Here is an 18,266-nt window from a genome sequence, read left to right on the forward strand (position 1 = left end):
TTATTTGTGAGCGTTTATAGATTCTAAGGCTTCACCAATCAAAGTATTACCAGATAAAATTTCAAAGGTTTGATTAACCGGTGCATCATCGTGTAATGAACGTACCAAGGTCTGTGCCACATCTGCCCTGGTAATTTCTCCTCTTCTATTTAGCTTTTCGGCAATACTAATAGTCCCGGTTGCCTTTTCATTGGTTAAAGAACCTGGTCTTATAATAGTATATTTTAAATTACTTTCTTTTAAAAATTCGTCTGCATTGTGTTTTGCTTTCAAATAATCTTTTAACTCTTCTGCTTGTTCTGGGTTGTCTGCCCCCATGGAGCTTAGCATAACGAACTTTTTGATATTGTCTTTGGTAGACTGTTTAATTATATTTTTGGCGCCCTCTTGGTCCACACCAACAACATTTTTACCACCAGAGCCTGCCGCAAAAAGTACTTTATCAATATTTTTGGTAGTGTGGGATAAATCATTTTCCAAGTCGCCCAATACAGCCTCTATATTGTCTTGGTTAAACTGCTCCATTTGAGCTTCTTTACGAACCATTGCTACCGGTTCAAAATATTGCGATTCTTTTAAAAGCTTTACTATTTGTTTTCCTGTGGTGCCGTTGGCACCTGCTACTAATACTCTTTCCATTCTATAAATCTTCTGTTATAATTTTATCACCTTTAACACCTAATTCTAGTAAATCTTCTTTTACTGAATTTATCATAGGTACTGGTCCGCAGATATAAACGAATTTGTCTTTATCCGCTACGTTTTCCTTCAAAAATTCTTTATCCATTCTTCCATACGCGTGTTTGGGATTATGTTCTTCTGATAAGATGTTTACAAAGTCAGCACCTAACCATTGGTTAAATTTAGAATCTAGAATAATATCCCTTTCGCGCTTGTTGGCGAACAACAATTTGTTCTCGTCCAATTGATTTTTACCTGCCAAATCTTTAAAAATAGAGATGAAAGGGGTTACTCCTGCCCCACCTGCAATAAATGTTCCCGGTCCTTTATAGGAAATAGCCCCCCAGGCATCACTTATCTCCAGTTGGTCTCCTTGTTCTAAGGTTTGTATCTTATCTGTTACGCCATTGTGATCAGGGTAGATTTTAATAGTAAATTGTAAAAACCCATCAGAAGGCAAACTGGTGAATGTAAAAGGTCTTTTCTTATTAGAATAGCCTTCTTTAAGTACGGCTACTTCCGTTGCCTGCCCAGGTGTAAATTCAAAATTTGCAGGTCTATCTGTTTTAATTTGTAAGACATCATGGGTAACAAACCCCGTGTCTTGTATACTAACTGTGTGATTCATTGTTTTTTTTCTTTTTCATTTTAGTATCCACAAGATAATTTACCATGCTTGTAATGTTTAACCACTTTCCTTTTATCCTTGACCCAAATGAATGAAGAGTTCCCAAGAACTGGAAATTCCATTATTTTGCATGTATTTGGGTTAGGTATAAAAATTTTCTAAAGGAAAATAGAGCTATGAAAGTGATTATAACGGGTGCAACAGGTATGGTAGGAAAATCTGTGTTATTAGAAAGCATAGAAGACCCTAGAGTTTCCGAAATACTGGTGATCAGTAGAAATAGTTTGGGAACGCCATACCGTAAAGTAAAAGAAGTTTTACATGCTGATTTTACTGATTTTTCATTAATAGAAGACCAGCTAAATGGGTACGATCTATGTTGCCATTGCATGGGGGTTTCTTCTGCAGGACTGAATGAAGAAAAATTCAATCATTACACTTTTATAATGACAAAAGCCTTGGCAGATATTCTATACAACCTAAATCCGAATATGGTTTTTGCTTATGTGAGTGGGCAAGGAACAGATAGTAGTGAAAAAAGTAAAACCATGTGGAAAAGAATTAAAGGAAAAACAGAGAATTACTTATTGGCAAAAGGGTTTAAAGATGCCTATATGTTTAGACCTGGTATTATTTTACCCGAAAAGGGCATTACCTCAAATACCAAGTGGTACAACCTATTTTACCGCGTCTTTAAACCCGTATTTCCATTAATGAACAAACTAAAAATGGTAACCACCACCACAAAAATGGGCAGGGCAATGCTCAATTGTTATTTCTTTTCTCAAAAAACCAAACACCTAAAAGGCAGTGCTATTAACGCACTTGCGGAATATAATTAGTCTTAACTTGATACGTAAACACGGTAGATAGCATCCCCATAATCATCAGAAATCAATAAGGAGCCATCCTTTAAGAACAAAAGGTCTACCGGTCTGCCCCAACGCGTTTGATTTTCTTGGTTTAACCAGCCTTCTATAAAAGGTTCGTATTTTACGGCCTTATTACCTTCTAGCGTAACTTTTGTTATACGATAACCAGACTTTTTACTTCGGTTCCAACTACCGTGCTCTGCAATCAGCACTTGTTTTTGGTATTGTTCTGGAAACATGGAACCTTCTACAAATTTAACTCCTAGCGGGGCCACATGCGCACCTAAATTTTGTACTGGAGGCACAAACTCATCGCAAGAACGCTGGGCACCAAATTCTGGATCTGCTATGGTGCCGCCGTGACAAAATGGATAACCAAAATGTTGGCCTACTTCTGCAACCCTATTTAATTCACAAGGAGGAATGTCATCTCCCATCATGTCCCTACCATTATCCGTAAACCAGAGTTCTTTAGTATCTGGATGCCAAGTAAACCCAACAGAGTTTCTTACACCACGTGCAACAATCTCTCTGTTACCACCATCTTTGTCCATACGGGTTATGGTAGCAAAACGTTCATCTTTATCTGTATCATCACAAATATTACAAGGTGCCCCTACAGGAATGTACAACTTATCATCAGGGCCAAAAGCTATATATTTCCAACCGTGATGAAATTCATCTGGATAATCTTCATAAATAACTACAGGTTCTGGTACAGCATCTAAGTTGTCTTCTATGTTATCATACCTTAATAATCTATTCACTTCTGCAACATATAATGACCCATCTTTAAAGGCAATACCATTAGGTACTTCAAGCGTTGTATCCAAAACTATAGTACGGTCCGCAACAAAATCATTATCACTATCTACCACTGCATATAATTTATTTTCGGTGCGCGTACCCACAAATAAGGTTCCTTTATCCCCCATGGCCATGGATCGTGCGCCATCCAAACCTTCTACAACCGTATGTACTTTAAAGCCATCTGGCATAATTAAACTATCTAACGGTAGATTAGAAGTGTATACTTTTTCCTTTGTAACCGATTCTTTTTGCTCCTTATTTTTCTCTGCACAACCTATTACAAAGGCACCCGTAACAAAAAGTACTCCTAGATATCTTAGTTTTTTCATTTATGTGTGTAATGTTTATTAACCCCTAAAATTAAGCTTATATATAAAAAGAGCGGTCTTTTTAAACCGCTCTTTATTTTATTTGGTACCCATTTAATTTTTTAAGGATTCCATATTAATCACAAATCGGTATTTAACGTCTGCTGCAACTACCCTCTCAAAAGCTTCGTTAACATCTTGCATATTTACCATTTCTACATCTGAGGTGATATTGTGCTCCCCACAGAAGTCTAACATTTCTTGTGTTTCTTTAATACCTCCTATTAATGATCCCGCGACACGCTTTCTACCCATTATAAGTCCACCGCCATTTACAGAGCCTAAAGGTTCTACCGCTCCTACTAAAACCATAGTGGCATCTATTTTAAGCAAATTTACATACGGATTTATGTCATGACCAACAGGTACCGTGTTTAAAATAAAGTCGAAACTATTGGCATGCGCCGCCATTTGTTCCTTATCCTTACTGATTAGCACTTCATGAGCCCCCAATCTTTTAGCATCGTCCGCCTTATTTGGAGAGGTAGTAATCATTACCACATGTGCTCCCATGGCGTTGGCAAACTTAACCCCCATGTGTCCTAAACCACCAAGACCTACAATACCAACCTTATCCCCTTTCTTAACATTCCAATGGTTTAAAGGTGAAAACGTAGTAATGCCTGCACAAAGCAATGGTGCTGCTCCCTTAGGGTCTATATTTTCTGGAACCTTAAGTACAAAATCTTGGTTTACCGTAACTCCTGTAGAATAGCCTCCAAAGGTGTGCCCGCCAAGATGTTTGTCCGGGCTATTATACGTAAAAGTAGCGCCGTTTACACAAAATTGTTCTAAATCTTGGTTGCAAGAATCACAATTTTTACAAGAATCTACCATACAGCCAACACCAACCAAATCTCCTTGTTTATGGTTAGTAACTTCACTACCAATTTCTACTATTCTTCCAATTATTTCATGGCCTGGAATAACCGGATATTTAGAATTTTTCCAGTCGTTTCTTACTTGATGTATATCGCTATGGCAAATACCACAATATAAGATGTCTATTTTTACATCTTTAGCACCTACTTCTCTCCTATCAATTTCCATTAACTCTAGGTCAGCCGTATTTGTGCTTGCTCCGTATGCTTTATGTTTAGTTGTTTTCATAATTCTGAATTTGTTTAACTGTTTTGTTCATGTTCATAAGTTGGGTAATCTAAATATCCCTCTTTTCCTGGAGTGTAAAAAGTATCCTTGTCCCAATCACTTAATTCATAATTATTTTCAAATCGATGAACTAAATCTGGATTACTGATAAAAAGCTTACCATATGCTACCAAATCTGCCAAACCTTTTTCTAAAACGGCATTCCCTTTCTCTTTGTCAAAACCTGCATTTATCATTAGGGTGCCCTTATAAATTGGCCTAAAATGTTCTGCTATATTGGCTATGGCATAGTCCACATCAGAAACGTCGTTAAAAGGTTCTGTCAAATGCACATAGGCTAAATTATAATTGTTTAAACGGTCTATAACGTATTCAAAGGTTGGGATGGTATCTTTATCTACCCTAATTCCAAAAATGTTATGACAGGATGGGTTAAACCTTACTCCTATTCTATTTTCTGGCACAACGCTTTTAATAGCATCTAAGACTTCAAAAAAGAATCTGGACCTATTTTCTATGCTGCCACCGTATGCATCTTCTCGAGTATTAGATGTGCCATTAAAAAATTGATGGATTAGATAACCGTTGGAAGAATGAATTTCAACCCCATCAAAACCGGCTTCCATGGCATTTTTTGCAGCCTGTTTAAAATCTTCAACCGTTTGCTTTATGTCTTCAATACTCATGGCCTTTGGCGTAACCGTATCCTTAAAACCATCTGGCGTGTAAGATTTTGCATTTGGATTAATAGCGGAGGGGGCCAAGGGTAATTTGCCATCATGAAAATCTGGATGAGACATACGACCTACGTGCCACAACTGTATAAAAATTTTACCTCCGTTCTCGTGCACTTTATTGGTTACCGCTTTCCATCCAGCCACTTGCTCTTTGGTATGTATACCCGATGTATTTACATAACCAACGGCTTGCCTAGAAATTTGTGAACCTTCTGTAATAATTAAACCTGCTCCAGACCGCTGCGCATAATATGGAACATGCAAATCTAGCGTGGGTACGTTTCCGTTATTGGCGGCCCTACTCCTTGTCATGGGCGCCATAATTACTCGATTGGCTAATTCTATATCGCCCAAAGTATAGGGCTTTAGTAACGGTTGCAAAGTTGTCATAGTAATTTGTTTTTTGTCGAAATTACTAGACAATTAGGTTTCTATGGTTGACCTACATCAATATTTACTCCTTCCTCCGTTAATGTTTTCCTAATTCTACTTAGACTTTCTGGAGATAGACCAAGGTAGTTGGCTATATGATAATTGGGTACCCTACTTTCTATGTTGGGATAGGTTTTGCAAAAATCCAGATACCGCTCTTTTGCATTCTCTTGCAAGGTAGATAGCACCCGTTTACGTTGAGAAATAAATCCTCTAGTGACTAAAATTCTAAAGTACCGTTCAAAAATAGGATGGTCATGATACAATTGTTCCAGATCATCAAAACTAATAGACCATAATTTGGCATTTTCTATAGCTTCAATGTATAATTTAGAAGGAATTTTATTGTAAAAGGCATCAAAATCGCCAACCCACCAATCTTCTATGGCAAATTGTATAATATGTTTATGCCCTTTTTTGTCTAAGTAATAGGCTATTAAACAACCGGTCTCAACAAAAAATTCGTGCTGTATATAGGTTCCGGGATGTATTAAATTTTCTTTTTTTTTGAGTTCCAAGGGTTGCAATACACTGGTAAATGCTTTGAGCGCATGGCTGCTTGGGGTAACATACTTTTCAACGTGTGTAATTATCTTGGAATACATGTTGTAAAGATGTACAAAATTTATAGGCTTGGCAAGGTAAACCAGAGATACTAGAGATCATCCAAAATATAGGCGGCCACCTTTTGTTCCATTAAATTAAATTTTTTTAAAGATAATTTTACCTGTTCATAAGCCGTTTCTGGGTTTAATAGCTGTTTTTGTAATTTATTGAACAACAACATCTGGTCCTTTGCCAGCTCATTAAAGCCTTGTTTTATCTCTTTAATTTTTTCAAAACCCTGTGGGCTTTTTGGTTCAAATTGATACGAATTTAACTTACGTACCATACGTAGTACACAACGGTGATTTCGCTCTAAACGAAACACCAATTGGTCATAATCATTGTTAGCAGTTTGTACGTTCATAACCGTTTAGTTTTTTGTGAATAGCCTGTCTTTTAAATTTACAGAAAATTCTTTCAAAAAGGACATGATATTTATCATATTCCAATACTTTAACACTGTTTACCTTTGATTTTAAACAGTTATAACATAGCCCTAACAGATTTTTAATCTTGATATGTTTAACTTAATTATAAATTTTAAAAAAGAAGATTATGAATATTACGTTTGAATACCACGATGTTAAATCAAGCGAGCGTTTGGAAAGCCTAACCCGTAAAAAATTGGAACATTTAGAAGAAAAGTTCGATTTTATCGTGAAAGCTTCGGTTTTTATAAAACAAGAAAATACCACGTCTCCATTAACGGGTAAAATATGTGGCATACAATTAAGCGTTCCAGGACCAAGATTGTTTGCAGAAGCAAATGAAGAAAATTTCGAAAACGCTATTCATAAGACCATTCATGAATTGGACAGACAACTAAGCAAGAAAAAGGAAAAAATGAAAGCGCATCATTAGTACTTTTATTTAATTGAAAAGCAATAAAAAACCCCGGTACGATGAATACCGGGGTTTTTGTTGTGAATTGATTCAAATGTATTCGATTAACCTTTGGTCTCTCTCATAGCTTCTTCTTTAAGTGCATCGTTTGCTATAATAGCCAACTCTACCCTTCTATTCTTTGCTTTACCTTCTGCAGTATCATTAGATTCCCTTGGTTGCGTTTCGCCATACCATTTAGTAGAAAATCTAGAAGGGCTTATACCTTTTGCAATTAAATAATTGGTTACAGATTCTGCTCTTCTTTGAGAAAGGGACATATTATAATCTTCTGCGCCCGCACTATCTGTATGTCCTTCAACCAGTATATTTGATTTTGGATACTCATTTAAAATATTTGCCATTTTATCCAATGTGGTAGCAGACATGCCTTTAACTTCAGATTTATTGGTATCAAAATATACTCCGGCATCTTGGGTAAATGTTACGTTAATACCTTCGCCAACACGTTGTACTTCTGCACCCGGAATTTCTTCCTCTATCCGCTCTGCCTGTCTATCCATTCGGTTACCAATATAACCACCAGCAGCACCACCAATTGCGGCACCAATTATAGCACCAAGGGCAGTATTACCACCTTTACCTACGTTGTTACCTATTACACCGCCAATTACCGCACCACCAGAGGCACCAATTACGGCTCCTTTTTGAGTATTATTGGCATTTCTAACAGTACTACAGCTCGCAATTAATACCAAAGACATGGCTAAAGCTGTTATTTTTATTTTATAATTTTTCATGCTATTTCTTTTTTATAATTGTTTTGTAAAGTTGTAAACCAAGGTTACCATCTCTCCACCAGAGTTTACACGAGATTTTAAGGTCATCTGATTTTCTGTAAGATTGGCTATATCCAATCTATATCCAAGTCCGCCAGAGATATCCTTGTTTTTTTCATCTATAAACTTAAACTGTAATTGACTTACTGCATTGGTAGGCTCTACAATGGTCCATTTAATAAAACGGTCACCACCCTGACAAAGACTTCCGCCTTTTATCGTGTAACGTCCAGTATTGTTATTGTCCCTAAAAAACCACTGACTGCCTTCAAAACATATAGCTTGGCTATCGTTAAAAAGAACTGATTTGTACATACCATCAGTACCCTCATACGACACATTATTCAATATCCAGCTTCCACTTAATATATTTTGCTGTTGCCTGGACGATTTAGATACGGAACATGAAACCATTATAAAGGTTAAAATGGCCATACCTATGTATTTTCCTGTTTTCATAAGATTAGATTTGTTATGCTATATACGTTTATCCCATAATTTGGATTTTTAAACCCTGTTAATAAATGTTAAATTGATATAGCTTATTTCTAAATGCAAAAGAACACGCTAATTGCAATACATACTGGTTCAAAACCTTTAATTCTTATCTCTATTGATTATTAGTCAATATACCAGACCTAGCAAATACGGTAGCTTGCCTTAAAATTTGTGCTGTAATTCAGAAGTTTGTGTAAATTTGATTTGACTAATTTTAAAATAGTAACATGAGTGCTATACCAAGTGTTGATTTAAAGGATTTTACCTCTAATGATCCTGAGCGAAAAGAAAAGTTTGTTAAAGAAATAGGTGCCGCGTTTGAAAATATTGGCTTTGTAGCACTTAGCGGTCATTTTTTATCGGACCAGTTGGTAGATGATTTGTATGAAGAAATAAAAAAGTTCTTTGCGCTGCCACAAGAAATCAAGGATTCTTATGAAATTGAAGGAATTGGCGGGCAAAGAGGGTATACCTCTTTTGGAAAAGAACACGCAAAAGGGAAAAAAGAGGGCGATTTAAAAGAGTTTTGGCATTTTGGACAATATGTAGCGGATAATCCAAAATTAGAAGCGGAGTATCCAGACAATGTAGAAGTTAAAGAACTACCTAATTTTAATGCAGTAGGCAAAGAAACCTACAAAATGTTAGAAAAAACCGCTAAATATGTTTTAAGAGCATTAGCAATACACTTAAATCTAGAGGAAACGTATTTTGATGCGTATATTAAAAATGGAAATTCCATTTTAAGACCTATACATTACCCGCCAATAAAGGAAGAACCAAAGAACGCTGTTAGGGCTGCAGCTCATGGCGATATAAATTTGATTACTTTGTTAATGGGAGCCCATGGAAAGGGGCTGCAGGTTAAAGACCATAATGGCAATTGGGTAGATGCTATTGCTAAGCCAGATCAGTTAATGATTAATGTTGGCGATATGCTTTCTAGGTTATCTAACAACAAATTGAAATCTACCATACACCAAGTGGTAAATCCGCCAAAAGAATTATGGGGTACTTCAAGATATTCCATCCCATTTTTTATGCATCCAGTTAGCGATATGCCGCTTAACTGTTTAGAAAATTGTATTACTGAAGTCAATCCTAAACAATTTGAGGACATTACCGCAGGGGAGTATCTGTACGAACGTTTGGTGGAATTAGGATTGGTAAAAAAATAAGATGGATTTACAGGACCAGTTAAAAAACCTTTTCCCAGACCACGAACCAGAACCAGAGGCCGAAAAACCAGAAAAACCTAATTTTTGGTTACAAGAACAGCCGCTGATATGCAAGTACGAAAAAAGAAAGGGTAAACCCATTACAATTATTGAAGGGTATAACGGAGCGCCAGAAGATTTTAAAAAATTGACCAAAGCAATAAAACAATTGCTTAGCGTTGGAGGAAGCCATAAAAACGAAACTATAATTGTACAAGGCGATTATAGAGACAAGATTATGGATTTTTTAAAAGAAAAGGGGTTTCAGGTTAAAAGAGTTGGAGGCTGATTACCAAAAACTTAAGAAAGTGCAATTTTAATCGTTCATCTGTTAAAATTAGCACTTTACCTCATAGGTTTTATTGGTATTGTTTTGCGCTTTTTTCTTTAAGCCTTACATTTAATTCTCTTAACCAACGAAAACAACGAACTTAAAATGAAAAATTTATTACACATTACCAATGGTGATAGCTTTACACAAAGGCTCCAAGGGCTATCCATCAACGGTGATATAATTACATGGCGAGAAATGTTATGTGAAGGTAAAACCGTGAGTACGGTTGGTAGTGAAACATTCTGGAAAACCCGTTTTGAATTCTTAAATGAGAATTATAAAGTAAGTAAGTCCTGGTTTATAGAAAAAACCCTTAAAGAATACCGCTCTCTTTGCAACCACAAACAACAAGACCAAATTATTCTTTGGTTTGAGTATGATTTGTTTTGCCAAGTAAATATGCTAGCTGTAATAAGTTGGTTAAAAACCCATAGAAGACATGCAGAAATATCTTTAGTGTGTAGTGGCAAAGAAAATGGTGGCGAAAAACTCTATGCCTTAAATGAATTGAGCGATGAGCGGCTTCATGAGCTATATGCCAACAAAATTGTGCTAACCCAAGACGATATTGAATTTGCAGATTACGTTTGGCAATTATATTGTAGTGATAACCCCATAAGACTGGAAAATTTAGGTGATTTTGAAAATTATCAGTTTGCTTATTTGGCAGACGCCGTTCAGTTACACCTTAAACGTTTTCCAACCATTAAAAACGGCTTAAACGAATTAGAAAATAGAATCCTATCCATCGCCGCTAACGAAAAACCAAAATCAAAAAAGGCTTTTTTAGGTACTTTATTACAAGTTCAGAACGATTATGGTTTTGGCGATTCGCAATATGAACGTATGCTAAACAAGCTTAAACCTTTAATTTCTTCTTTTAACCCTGCAAGACTATCCAAAATGGGTAAAGAGGTGCTAGCAGAACAGACTAATTTTTACGCCAACCTTAGAGAAAGTAATGATTACTTAGGAGGGGCACTCAAATACAACTTCCTTTACAATACGGACAATAAACGAATTTTAAAACTTTAATATTATTTATGCCCATAGCGGATTCCGAGCTAATTTTAAACCCGGACAATAGCATATATCATTTAAACATCTTACCAGAAGATGTTGCAGATAACGTAATTACGGTTGGAGACCCAGATAGGGTCTCTGCTGTTTCTAACCATTTTGATACGGTAGAATTAAAAAAAGGCAAACGAGAATTTATTACCCATACTGGTTATTACAACAAAAAAAGAATTACGGTAATATCTACTGGTATTGGTACGGACAATATAGATATTGTTCTAAACGAATTGGACGCCCTTGTTAATATAGATTTTAAAACACGGGAAATTAAACCCAATAAGAAAAGTCTAAACATCATAAGAATTGGCACCTCTGGTGCGATCCAAGAACACATTCCCGTAGATAGCTTTCTAATTTCAAAAAAAGCTATTGGTTTAGATGGACTCATGCATTTTTATGAGCTAGACAATAAAGAAGAGTCTAGTTTTACCAATGCCTTAAAGTCACACTTAGATTGGCCTTTGGCCATCTCTCCATATGTATATAGCTGTAGTAAGTCTTTAGCTGACTTATTTAATGATTCTAAAATACATGACGGTATAACGGTAACAAATGCTGGTTTCTATGCTCCACAGGGTAGACAGTTACGAAAAAAACCAGTGCTTTCAGATTTTCATGAAAAGCTAAGAAGTTTTTCATATCAACAACAACAAATAACGAATTTGGAGATGGAAACAGCAGGTATTTATGGTTTAGCCAAACTACTGGGGCATAAAGCTGTATCCATGAATGCTATTTTAGCAAATAGGCATAATGGTACTTTTAGCAAAACACCTCATAAAACGGTTAACAACCTAATTACTTATTGTCTGGAAAAGCTTACTTAACATTTGTTTAAAAAGTAAGCTATTTCAATTTTATATTTTTGGCAAAATACCTACATGAAAAAACAGCCTCTAAAACATAGAGACGTAAACTGGCTCTATTTTAATGAACGTGTGTTGCTAGAAGCGCAATGCAAGGACACACCACTACTAGAAAGGCTAAAGTTCTTGGCCATTTTTTCTTCCAACCTTGACGAATATTTTAAAGTTAGGGTGTCTCAATTAAGGCAATTAAAAGATGTTGAAAAAAGCCTAAGGAGAAAATTGGCCCTAAAAGGAAACAAAACCTTAAAACAAATTTTATCCACTATAGCAGAACAACAACGGCTCTTTGGAAAGGTTATTGAAGAAACTTTAGTAGAACTAAGGGGCAAAGGTGTTTTTTTAAGGGAAATTTCAGAATTAAACCCAGAACAACATCAATTTCTAAAAGAGCTATTTAACCGAGAAATAAAGGCGCAATGTCAATTGCTAGACTTTTCAGACCCAAAATCAATTAAAGATGGAGCGCTTTATTTGGTTATAGAAACCCAATCGAAGCCATTACAAATAGTCAAAATTCCATCTAAACAGGTGGGCAGGTTTATAGCTTTACCTGGAATAGAACATAATTTTATCTATTTAGATAATGTGGTTAGGCTTTTTCTATCAGAATTGTTGCCAAACGAAAAAATATTAGGGTCCTATTCCATAAAAATTTCTAGAGATGCGGAGTTATATCTAGACGATGACTACACGGACATGCAATTGGTAGAAAAAATATACGATAGTCTAGGACAACGTAAATCCGGACAACCCACAAGGCTATTGTTTGATTCGGCAATGCCGGTAGAAATTCAGCAAAACATACAAAACACACTCGGCTTAGGATCAGTAGATATGGTTGCGGGTGGCCGCTATCATAATTTATCCGATTTTTTTGAATTTGATATTGAAGGAGCTGGTCCAGAATTAAAGTATAAACCCTTAAAACCACTACCCCACCCTGTCTTAAGCTCTTGCAAGGATATGTTCAAGGCTATACAAAGCAAGGATCAATTGGTTCATTTTCCATATCAACAATTTGATACCGTTGAACGCTTTATTGCGCAAGCGGCTCAGGACAATAATGTTGTTAGTATAAAAATTTCATTATACCGCATTGCCAAAACATCGGCCTTAACAGATTCTATTTTAAAGGCTCTTGAAAACGGTAAGGAAGTGCTCTTATTTGTAGAAGCACAAGCTAGGTTTGATGAAGCCAATAATATTAAATGGGGGCGCACATTTGAAGATGCCGGGGCAAAAGTGCTATACAGTGTACCCAATATAAAAGTACATTCCAAAATAGCACTGGTAACGCGTAAGGTTAATGACTATGTAGAACAATACGCTTATATAGGAACGGGTAATTTTAATGCAAAAACAGCCCGTATTTACTGCGACCATGGTCTTTTTACGGCCCATAAAAAAATCACTGGAGAATTGAATCAGGTTTTTGATGTTTTGGAACGAAAACTAATCATACCAAAAACTAAAAAACTCTTGGTATCCCCTTTTAGTACCCGGATTACGTTCATGGAGCTCATTCAAAATGAGATTACCAATGCAGAAAAAGGTTTGCCTGCAAAAATTACCGCCAAAATGAACAGTCTAGAAGACACTAAAATGATTACCGCTATAGAAGCAGCCAGTAAAGCGGGTGTAGAAGTTAGACTTTTGGTAAGGGGATTTTGTAGACTTATACCAAAAGAACCGCATGAAGTAAAAGGTAAAGAAAAACCCATTTATATTACTAGTATCATAGACCGTTTTCTAGAGCATGGTAGAATCTACTTATTTGAAAATGGAGGAAAAGAAAAAATGTATATTGGTTCTGCAGACTGGATGACGCGTAACTTAGATCGTAGAATTGAAGTTTTAACCCCTATTTTAGATAAAGATGTGTTTGAAGAATTAAAAGATATACTACAGCTTCAAATGGCAGATAACGTTAAAGCAAGGGTTTTAGATGCAAATGATACGAACAGAAAGGTAACTGTTAACCCAGAGTTCGATATACGGTCTCAATATGCCATTTATAACTATTTAAAAAACAAGTACAATGCAGAAAGTTAGAATAATAGGCGTGCCAGAACATTTTAATCTGCCTTGGCATTTGGCCATAGAAGATGGAGCTTTTGAGGACAGGGGTGTAGAACTAGAATGGACAGATGTACCTGAAGGTACTGGTAAAATGGCTCAATTATTAAAAAACAATGAAACCGATTTAGCCATTATTCTTAGCGAAGGAATGGTTAAAAGCATTACGGAAGATGCAAATAAAGCCAAGATTATTCAAAAGTTTGTGCAATCTCCCCTATTATGGGGTATACATGTTGGTGCAAATAGTACTTACACCAAATTGGAGGATTTGGAAAATACAAAAGCTGCCATAAGTAGGTTTGGAAGCGGTAGCCACCTAATGGCTTTTGTAAATGCAAAAAACCTAAACTGGAAAACAGCTGATTTAAACTTTGAAGTAATAAATAATTTAGATGGTGCAGTTGAAGCCTTAACAAACGGTACTGCAGATTATTTTATGTGGGAACATTTTACAACTAAACCATTAGTAGATAACAATACCTTTAGACGATTGGGAGACTGCCCTACCCCTTGGCCCTGCTTCGTTATTGCTGCAAGTGAATCATTTATAAAAGAAAAAACTAATCTTATAACTCATATATTAGAGGTTATTAATACCTATACGATAGAATTTACTAATATTCCAAGTATAGATAGAACTTTAGCCAATAGGTACGGACAAAAGTTAGAAGATATTCAAGAATGGTTGTCAAAAACGAGATGGAGCCAAGAACAATTAGCACTATCTGAACTACATAAAATACAGGATACACTAATAGAACTCAATATAATTAAAGAAAAATTACCTTCCGACAGTTTACTTTTATAAGAATTAAAAGTGCTTGCTAAATATCTTACGGAACAAACGGTCAGACAGCGGCTTTTGTGCAATATCCTTTACATTAGGATTCGCTAAGGTTTTACGTACCATCTCTTCATTTTCCAAAGCAGTAATCATTACTATGGTAATATTACTTTTAAAACGCTCATCTAACTGCGTTTCATAAGCTTCCAAGAACTGCCATCCATTCATTACAGGCATATTGGTATCTAATAACAAAAGCCATGGAAATTCCATATCCTGATCAGGATTCTCTAAAAACTCCATAGCTTCCTTTCCATTGGCCACAGAATGTATTACTATGGATGAGTCTATCTGTTTTATGAAAAACTTATTGAGAAAGTTGGTCGTTTCATCATCATCGACCAATAATACAGATTTTAGTTTCGCCACCTTTTTTAGGAATTTTCTTATAGCATAGTAAGATACAAACCTACTATAATTATTTATTTTTTAAAAACAATTAAAAAAAATCATTACCAATCAATAGTATTTTTTCTAAGTTGCTTTAGTATCGTGTTAGCTTTACTAAAATGCTTGTTTCCAAACCAGTAGCCCCTATTGGCACTTAATGGAGAAGGATGCCCACTTTCCAAGATATGGTGTTTATCCCTATCTATTAATTTTTGTTTCTTTTTAGCAAAGCCACCCCACAATAAAAACACCACGTCCGCTTTTTCGTCAGAAATCTTTTGAATAACGGTATCGGTAAAACGTTCCCAACCCTTTCCTTGGTGACTACCCGCCTCTCCTGCTCTAACGGTTAGTGTGGCATTGAGCAATAAAACACCTTGTTGGGCCCAATGGGTTAAATTTCCGCTTACAGGATACGGTTTACTCAAATCTGCCTCTTGTTCTTTAAAAATGTTTACCAAAGAAGGCGGATGGGCAATACCATCATTAACGGAAAAGCATAAACCATGTGCTTGATTTGGACCATGGTAAGGATCTTGACCAATTATTACAACTTTTACTTCCTCAAAAGGGCAAACATTAAAAGCCTCAAATATTTTGCTGCCCTTTGGATAACAAGTGTTGTTGTCATATTCGTTTTGCACAAATTCTACTAAATCTTTAAAATATCCTTTTTCAAATTCTTCACTAAGAATAACTTTCCAACTTTCTGATATTTCGACTTCCATTTAAATTAACCCTATTATGTGCATTACTTTTAAGTACCTAAGGCTTACTGCCATATTAACTTACTAATATATTGTAGCTATTTCTAATCTAATTAGACATCAATATAGTATTCAAAGTTAGTAATTACCCTATATTTACTTCTAGGTATTAAGCAAACAGTAATGGAGATATCCTATCAAATTAAATATTTAAAAAAACGATTTCCCCTTCGTATTAGTAGAGGAACCAGAGACGGACAACACAATTTATTTATCCAGGTAACGGATAACGGATTAACGGGCCTTGGCGAAACTTCTCCTGGAGCTTCAGAAGGTGCAGCTACCTCAGAATTGGCACAAGAAAGCTTGGAAAAGTTTTTAGCTAACCCTCACGACCTAAATGCAATATTTAGCACTTATGACAAGGCGCTAGAAGCTAAAGTGCCTCCTTGTGCGTTGGCCGCCTTGGATATGGCACTTTGGGACCTAAAAGCAAAAAAAGCCGGTATGCCCTTGTACCAAATGTTGGGTTACAAAAAACCATCAAAAGCTACCTCTATAACCATTGGCATCATGTCTCCAGAAGAAGCAAAGGAGAGATTGCCGCTTATTTTGGAACAAGATGGTATTAGAACATTAAAAGTTAAGCTGGGCAATCCGTCGGGTATAGAAGCGGACAAAGCCATGTATACCGAAGTTTTAGCATACCATAAAAAATACCCTATTGCCATACGCGTAGATGCCAATGGTGGATGGTCTACCAAAGATGCCAAACATATGATGGATTGGTTGGCACAAAGAAATTGTGATTATGTAGAACAACCCTTAAAAGAAGGCGAAGAAGAAGACTTACCCTATTTGTATAAAAATAGGCCCTTGCCCATTTTTTTAGACGAAAGTTGCCGTTTTGCAACCAATATCCCCAATTGGGCCCATACGGTTGATGGTGTTAATATGAAATTGATGAAATGTGGAGGTATTACTGGAGCACTACGTATAATTGCTACAGCAAACGCCTTTGGTCTTAAAACAATGATTGGCTGTATGGGCGAGAGTTCTATTAGTATTGCGGCTGGCGCAGCAGTTTCAGGAGCCCTGGACCACATAGACTTAGATTCTCATTTAAATCTTAACCCAGACCCGTGCTCGGGAGCTCCTTTGGTAAACGAAGTAATTACCCCTTTGGAAATTGCGGGTCATGGTGGACAGTTTAGAACAGATTTATAATTTAAAGAACTACTATTTAGATGTTTTCAGATAAACAACCTATTTGCATTTTTATGGAAGGTGCGTTAGATAAGGACGCAGGTAAAATGGGTTACGGACTCATGCGTTTTTCCAAACACCCTATTGTCTGCGTCATAGATTCTAATTTTGCGGGTAAAATGGTCAAGGATAGTGTGAATTTACCTTATGACATTCCTGTGGTTGCAAATGTAGAGGAGGCTTTAGCTTATAAGCCAGAGATAATGGCTTTGGGCATTGCACCTAGTGGTGGTAAATTTCCAGATGCGTGGGATAAACCCGTAATTATGGCTTTAAAAAATGGGTTATCATTAATTAACGGCCTACATGACGATTTAAATGCACGCTCTGGCACGTATTTAACAACCAACAGCATATGGGATGTAAGAAAACCTAAATCTACCTACCCTATAGCATCTGGCAAAGCGGCTACCCTAAAAGCCAAACGCATACTAATGGTGGGCACCGATATGGCTGCAGGTAAAATGACAGCTGGATTAGAACTATACGCTGCTTTAATGGATCAAGGTGTAAACGTGGGTTTTGTGCCTACAGGACAAATTGGAATAACACTTATGGGCAATGGTATTCCTTTGGATGCTATAAAAGTTGATCAAGCAGCAGGTGCTGTAGAAGAGGCCGTTCTGGAACAGGCAGATAAAGACATAATTATCATTGAAGGCCAAGGTTCATTGGCCCATCCTGGCAGTACTGCCACCCTTCCCCTAATGCGTGGCTCACAACCAACACATTTAATCTTATGCCACAAGGCCGCCCACACACACTTAAGACCTCCTGTAGAACATGTAGCCATACCTCCATTAGATGTATTTGTAGCGCTAAATGAAGCAGTGGCAACAGTTTGCGGGTCTTTGCAAACAGCCAAGACTATAGGCATTGCTTTAAATACGGTTGGTTTATCAGAAACCGAAGCAAAAGATAAAATAATGGCAACGGAAAAAACGACTAATCTACCAACCACGGATGTGGTTCGTTTTGGTGTTGAGAAATTGGTACAAGCCTTGGTATAGCCTATTAGATGTACGGGGTAAAAGTGGCAAATAACGTATCTTTGCC

At 36.5% G+C, this 18,266-nt stretch carries 21 protein-coding genes; 10 read left to right on the forward strand and 11 right to left on the reverse strand.

Annotation, left to right across the window (positions count from 1 at the left end):
- Both ACXAGS_RS05865 and ACXAGS_RS05870 read right to left on the reverse strand, forming a co-directional pair.
- Positions 1–639, reverse strand: a complete 639-nt coding sequence (locus ACXAGS_RS05865) for an SDR family oxidoreductase (protein ID WP_474905365.1) — start codon at positions 637–639, stop codon at positions 1–3.
- A gap of 1 nt (position 640) precedes the next feature.
- Positions 641–1,309, reverse strand: coding sequence for a ferredoxin reductase domain-containing protein (locus tag ACXAGS_RS05870; RefSeq protein WP_474905367.1), 669 nt, complete (start codon positions 1,307–1,309; stop codon positions 641–643).
- Positions 1,310–1,485: 176 nt separating this feature from the next.
- On the opposite strand from ACXAGS_RS05870, the gene ACXAGS_RS05875 reads away from it, so the two are divergent.
- Positions 1,486–2,151 (forward strand): NAD-dependent epimerase/dehydratase family protein, encoded by a 666-nt coding sequence (locus ACXAGS_RS05875; protein ID WP_474905369.1) that lies wholly within the window; start codon positions 1,486–1,488, stop codon positions 2,149–2,151.
- Positions 2,152–2,153: 2 nt separating this feature from the next.
- Here the strand turns inward: ACXAGS_RS05875 and ACXAGS_RS05880 are convergent, their stop codons facing one another.
- The 5 genes from ACXAGS_RS05880 to ACXAGS_RS05900 form a co-directional block, all read right to left on the reverse strand.
- A complete protein-coding gene (locus ACXAGS_RS05880; RefSeq protein ID WP_474905371.1) occupies positions 2,154–3,320 on the reverse strand; it encodes a PQQ-dependent sugar dehydrogenase in 1,167 nt (388 codons plus the stop codon).
- Between the two features lie 93 nt (positions 3,321–3,413).
- Positions 3,414–4,469, reverse strand: a complete 1,056-nt coding sequence (locus ACXAGS_RS05885) for an NAD(P)-dependent alcohol dehydrogenase (RefSeq protein ID WP_474905372.1) — start codon at positions 4,467–4,469, stop codon at positions 3,414–3,416.
- 14 nt (positions 4,470–4,483) lie between these two features.
- Entirely contained in the window at positions 4,484–5,596 is a 1,113-nt protein-coding gene (locus ACXAGS_RS05890) for an alkene reductase (protein ID WP_474905374.1), read from the reverse strand.
- A gap of 41 nt (positions 5,597–5,637) precedes the next feature.
- Entirely contained in the window at positions 5,638–6,243 is a 606-nt protein-coding gene (locus tag ACXAGS_RS05895) for a Crp/Fnr family transcriptional regulator (protein ID WP_474905376.1), read from the reverse strand.
- Positions 6,244–6,293: 50 nt separating this feature from the next.
- Positions 6,294–6,608, reverse strand: coding sequence for a hypothetical protein (locus ACXAGS_RS05900; protein ID WP_474905378.1), 315 nt, complete (start codon positions 6,606–6,608; stop codon positions 6,294–6,296).
- Between the two features lie 191 nt (positions 6,609–6,799).
- Between ACXAGS_RS05900 and hpf the strand changes: the two genes are divergently transcribed.
- Positions 6,800–7,105, forward strand: a complete 306-nt coding sequence (gene hpf / locus ACXAGS_RS05905) for a ribosome hibernation-promoting factor, HPF/YfiA family (RefSeq protein WP_474905380.1) — start codon at positions 6,800–6,802, stop codon at positions 7,103–7,105.
- An 86-nt stretch (positions 7,106–7,191) separates the two neighbouring features.
- Here hpf and ACXAGS_RS05910 read toward each other — a convergent pair whose 3' ends face one another.
- Positions 7,192–7,887, reverse strand: a complete 696-nt coding sequence (locus ACXAGS_RS05910; RefSeq protein ID WP_474905382.1) for a YiaD family glycine zipper/OmpA-like lipoprotein — start codon at positions 7,885–7,887, stop codon at positions 7,192–7,194.
- A gap of 12 nt (positions 7,888–7,899) precedes the next feature.
- Positions 7,900–8,385 (reverse strand): lipocalin-like domain-containing protein, encoded by a 486-nt coding sequence (locus tag ACXAGS_RS05915; protein ID WP_474905384.1) that lies wholly within the window; start codon positions 8,383–8,385, stop codon positions 7,900–7,902.
- A 266-nt stretch (positions 8,386–8,651) separates the two neighbouring features.
- Between ACXAGS_RS05915 and ACXAGS_RS05920 the strand changes: the two genes are divergently transcribed.
- The 6 genes from ACXAGS_RS05920 (at position 8,652) to ACXAGS_RS05945 (ending at position 14,811) form a co-directional block, all read left to right on the forward strand.
- A complete protein-coding gene (locus ACXAGS_RS05920; RefSeq protein ID WP_474905386.1) occupies positions 8,652–9,602 on the forward strand; it encodes an isopenicillin N synthase family dioxygenase in 951 nt (316 codons plus the stop codon).
- Between the two features lies 1 nt (position 9,603).
- The gene (locus ACXAGS_RS05925) at positions 9,604–9,930 is read left to right on the forward strand and encodes a translation initiation factor (protein ID WP_474905388.1); all 327 of its coding nucleotides are present in this window, start codon (positions 9,604–9,606) and stop codon (positions 9,928–9,930) included.
- Between the two features lie 147 nt (positions 9,931–10,077).
- Complete coding sequence (locus tag ACXAGS_RS05930; protein ID WP_474905390.1) at positions 10,078–11,010, forward strand: DUF1835 domain-containing protein; 933 nt, start codon at positions 10,078–10,080, stop codon at positions 11,008–11,010.
- Positions 11,011–11,018: 8 nt separating this feature from the next.
- The gene (locus ACXAGS_RS05935) at positions 11,019–11,882 is read left to right on the forward strand and encodes a nucleoside phosphorylase (RefSeq protein ID WP_474905392.1); all 864 of its coding nucleotides are present in this window, start codon (positions 11,019–11,021) and stop codon (positions 11,880–11,882) included.
- 54 nt (positions 11,883–11,936) lie between these two features.
- Positions 11,937–13,976, forward strand: a complete 2,040-nt coding sequence (gene ppk1, locus ACXAGS_RS05940) for a polyphosphate kinase 1 (RefSeq protein WP_474905393.1) — start codon at positions 11,937–11,939, stop codon at positions 13,974–13,976.
- Positions 13,963–14,811, forward strand: coding sequence for a substrate-binding domain-containing protein (locus tag ACXAGS_RS05945; RefSeq protein ID WP_474905395.1), 849 nt, complete (start codon positions 13,963–13,965; stop codon positions 14,809–14,811). The genes ppk1 and ACXAGS_RS05945 overlap by 14 nt, the downstream gene beginning before the upstream one ends.
- 3 nt (positions 14,812–14,814) lie before the next feature.
- Here ACXAGS_RS05945 and ACXAGS_RS05950 read toward each other — a convergent pair whose 3' ends face one another.
- Together ACXAGS_RS05950 and ACXAGS_RS05955 are read right to left on the reverse strand one after the other, a co-directional pair.
- Positions 14,815–15,216: a response regulator gene (locus ACXAGS_RS05950; protein ID WP_474905396.1), complete on the reverse strand. Its 402-nt coding sequence runs from the start codon at positions 15,214–15,216 to the stop codon at positions 14,815–14,817.
- 83 nt (positions 15,217–15,299) lie between these two features.
- Positions 15,300–15,965, reverse strand: a complete 666-nt coding sequence (locus tag ACXAGS_RS05955) for a uracil-DNA glycosylase (RefSeq protein WP_474905398.1) — start codon at positions 15,963–15,965, stop codon at positions 15,300–15,302.
- Positions 15,966–16,127: 162 nt separating this feature from the next.
- On the opposite strand from ACXAGS_RS05955, the gene ACXAGS_RS05960 reads away from it, so the two are divergent.
- A complete protein-coding gene (locus ACXAGS_RS05960; protein ID WP_474905400.1) occupies positions 16,128–17,171 on the forward strand; it encodes a dipeptide epimerase in 1,044 nt (347 codons plus the stop codon).
- A 20-nt stretch (positions 17,172–17,191) separates the two neighbouring features.
- Positions 17,192–18,220, forward strand: a complete 1,029-nt coding sequence (locus tag ACXAGS_RS05965; protein ID WP_474905401.1) for an N-acetyltransferase DgcN family protein — start codon at positions 17,192–17,194, stop codon at positions 18,218–18,220.
- Positions 18,221–18,266: the final 46 nt, after the last annotated feature.

Source organism: Croceivirga sp. ABH4_376, from assembly GCF_056160685.1.

Bases quoted from the DNA above. Each gene is read 5' to 3' on its own strand.
- ACXAGS_RS05865 (WP_474905365.1), bottom strand. From the start codon at position 639: ATGGAAAGAGTATTAGTAGCAGGTGCCAACGGCACCACAGGAAAACAA.
- ACXAGS_RS05870 (WP_474905367.1), bottom strand. From the start codon at position 1,309: ATGAATCACACAGTTAGTATACAAGACACGGGGTTTGTTACCCATGAT.
- ACXAGS_RS05875 (WP_474905369.1), top strand. From the start codon at position 1,486: ATGAAAGTGATTATAACGGGTGCAACAGGTATGGTAGGAAAATCTGTG.
- ACXAGS_RS05880 (WP_474905371.1), bottom strand. From the start codon at position 3,320: ATGAAAAAACTAAGATATCTAGGAGTACTTTTTGTTACGGGTGCCTTT.
- ACXAGS_RS05885 (WP_474905372.1), bottom strand. From the start codon at position 4,469: ATGAAAACAACTAAACATAAAGCATACGGAGCAAGCACAAATACGGCT.
- ACXAGS_RS05890 (WP_474905374.1), bottom strand. From the start codon at position 5,596: ATGACAACTTTGCAACCGTTACTAAAGCCCTATACTTTGGGCGATATA.
- ACXAGS_RS05895 (WP_474905376.1), bottom strand. From the start codon at position 6,243: ATGTATTCCAAGATAATTACACACGTTGAAAAGTATGTTACCCCAAGC.
- ACXAGS_RS05900 (WP_474905378.1), bottom strand. From the start codon at position 6,608: ATGAACGTACAAACTGCTAACAATGATTATGACCAATTGGTGTTTCGT.
- hpf (WP_474905380.1), top strand. From the start codon at position 6,800: ATGAATATTACGTTTGAATACCACGATGTTAAATCAAGCGAGCGTTTG.
- ACXAGS_RS05910 (WP_474905382.1), bottom strand. From the start codon at position 7,887: ATGAAAAATTATAAAATAAAAATAACAGCTTTAGCCATGTCTTTGGTA.
- ACXAGS_RS05915 (WP_474905384.1), bottom strand. From the start codon at position 8,385: ATGAAAACAGGAAAATACATAGGTATGGCCATTTTAACCTTTATAATG.
- ACXAGS_RS05920 (WP_474905386.1), top strand. From the start codon at position 8,652: ATGAGTGCTATACCAAGTGTTGATTTAAAGGATTTTACCTCTAATGAT.
- ACXAGS_RS05925 (WP_474905388.1), top strand. From the start codon at position 9,604: ATGGATTTACAGGACCAGTTAAAAAACCTTTTCCCAGACCACGAACCA.
- ACXAGS_RS05930 (WP_474905390.1), top strand. From the start codon at position 10,078: ATGAAAAATTTATTACACATTACCAATGGTGATAGCTTTACACAAAGG.
- ACXAGS_RS05935 (WP_474905392.1), top strand. From the start codon at position 11,019: ATGCCCATAGCGGATTCCGAGCTAATTTTAAACCCGGACAATAGCATA.
- ppk1 (WP_474905393.1), top strand. From the start codon at position 11,937: ATGAAAAAACAGCCTCTAAAACATAGAGACGTAAACTGGCTCTATTTT.
- ACXAGS_RS05945 (WP_474905395.1), top strand. From the start codon at position 13,963: ATGCAGAAAGTTAGAATAATAGGCGTGCCAGAACATTTTAATCTGCCT.
- ACXAGS_RS05955 (WP_474905398.1), bottom strand. From the start codon at position 15,965: ATGGAAGTCGAAATATCAGAAAGTTGGAAAGTTATTCTTAGTGAAGAA.
- ACXAGS_RS05960 (WP_474905400.1), top strand. From the start codon at position 16,128: ATGGAGATATCCTATCAAATTAAATATTTAAAAAAACGATTTCCCCTT.
- ACXAGS_RS05965 (WP_474905401.1), top strand. From the start codon at position 17,192: ATGTTTTCAGATAAACAACCTATTTGCATTTTTATGGAAGGTGCGTTA.